Raw genomic sequence first — 2,162 nt, forward strand, 5'->3', positions numbered from 1 at the left:
GCAGCGTCAGATGTGTATAAGCGACAGCGTCCACCCCGCCGGAGCGGCGCACGCCGGCCTGACCGGCGATCGGCGGGGTCCCGCCACGGCGGGGCCGGCGGCCGGCGCGGCCGGGTGCCGGAGCTGACTCCGGCGGCACCCGACCGCGCCGGGACGTGCCGCGGGTCAGCCGCGGGCGCGGTTGACGGCGCTGGTGACCGCCCTGATCGAGGCGGTCACGATGTTGGCGTCGGTGCCCACACCCCAGACCGTGCGGCCGTCGACCTCGCACTCGACGTAGGCCGCCGCCTGGGCGTCGCCGCCGGAGGAGAGGGCGTGCTCGTGGTAGTCGAGGACCCGTACGCCCACGTCCACCGACTGGAGCGCGTTGACGTACGCGTCGATCGGGCCGTTGCCGACCGCGGTCAGCGACCGGTGCTCGCCGCCGAGACCGACCTGGGCCTCGATCTCGACCTTGCCCTCCGCCGTGCCGATGGTGTAGCCGGTCAGCGTGAGCGCCGGGTCGACCTGGTGGTCGAGCAGGTAGTTGCGGGCGAAGATCTCCCACATGGTGGCCGGGTCGACCTCGCCGCCGTTGTGGTCGGTGACCTGCTGGACCACCCCGGAGAACTCGATCTGGAGTCGGCGCGGCAGGTCGAGCTGGTGCTCGGTCTTCATGACGTACGCGACGCCGCCCTTGCCGGACTGCGAGTTGACCCGGATGACCGCCTCGTAGGTGCGGCCCAGGTCCTTCGGGTCGATCGGCAGGTACGGCACCGCCCAGGCGTGCTGGTCGACCGGCACCCCGGCCGCCGCCGCGTCCACGGCGAGAGCGTCGAAGCCCTTCTTGATCGCGTCCTGGTGGGAGCCGGAGAAGGCGGTGTAGACCAGGTCGCCCGCGTACGGGTGCCGCTCGTGCACCGGCAGCTGGTTGCAGTACTCGACGGCCCGCTTGACCTCGTCGATGTTCGAGAAGTCGATCATTGGGTCGATGCCCTGGGAGAACAGGTTCAGCCCCAGCGTCACCAGGTCGACGTTGCCGGTGCGCTCGCCGTTGCCGAACAGGCAGCCCTCGATCCGGTCGGCGCCGGCCAGCAGGCCCAGCTCGGCGGCGGCCACGCCGGTGCCCCGGTCGTTGTGCGGGTGCAGGCTGAGCACCAGGCTGTCCCGCCGGGGCAGGTGCCGGTGCATCCACTCGATCGAGTCGGCGTAGACGTTCGGCATCGCCATCTCGACGGTGGCGGGCAGGTTGACGATCAGCTTCCGGTCCGGGGTCGGGTCGACCACCTCGATGACCTTGGCGCAGACCTCCAGCGCGTACTCCAGCTCGGTGCCGGTGTACGACTCGGGGGAGTACTCGTAGTGGATGTCGGTGTCCGGGGTGTGGATTTCCGCGTACTTCTGGCAGAGTCGGGCGCCGGTGGTGGCGATGTCGGTGATGCCGTCCCGGTCCAGTCCGAAGACCACCCGGCGCTGCAGCGTCGAGGTGGAGTTGTAGAAGTGCACGATCGCCCGCCGCGCGCCGCGCAGCGACTCGAAGGTGCGCTCGATCAGGTGCTCCCGGCACTGGGTGAGCACCTGGATGGTGACGTCCTCCGGGATCAGGCCCTGCTCGATCAGCTGCCGGACGAAGTCGAAGTCGGTCTGGCTGGCGGACGGGAAGCCGACCTCGATCTCCTTGTAGCCCATCTGCACGAGCAGCTGGAACATCCGGCGCTTGCGCTCCGGGGACATCGGGTCGATCAGCGCCTGGTTGCCGTCGCGCAGGTCCACCGCGCACCAGCGGGGCGCGGCCCCGACGTGCCGGGTCGGCCAGGTGCGGTCCGGCAGGTCGATCCGGAACTGCTGCTGGTACGGCTGGTAACGGCGGTACGGCATCCGGCTGGGGCGCTGCCGGGCGATCGGATCGGTCTCAGCATCGGTGGCTGGTTGAGCCATGGCGGAATGCTCCCTGGGCATGTGGCGTCAGCAATCGGAAGGTGTCGGCGAGGCCGGGCCACGGTGCCCGGGCGGTGCCGAGAGGAAGTTCGGATGTGCTGGACGGCGCGGTTCAACTCCGCGACGAGGTGCCGGCCGGTCAGGCCCCGTCGCGGCGACCAAGGAGGAGGTGCGCCTGCCACATGACAAGGTCACCCTACGTGGTGAGACGCGGGGTGGGAAGGAGCTGTCTCTTATACGCATCT

The 2,162-nt window shown here is 70.2% G+C and carries 1 protein-coding gene; it reads right to left on the reverse strand.

The window, feature by feature from the left end:
* Nucleotides 1–165 precede the first annotated feature (165 nt).
* Nucleotides 166–1,917, reverse strand: coding sequence for a 2-isopropylmalate synthase (gene leuA / locus C1I99_RS31205; RefSeq protein ID WP_111137723.1), 1,752 nt, complete (start codon nucleotides 1,915–1,917; stop codon nucleotides 166–168).
* Between the last annotated feature and the right edge of the window lie 245 nt (nucleotides 1,918–2,162).

It is taken from the genome of Micromonospora deserti (assembly GCF_003236335.1).
GTDB classification, from domain to species: Bacteria; Actinomycetota; Actinomycetes; order Mycobacteriales; family Micromonosporaceae; genus Micromonospora; species Micromonospora deserti.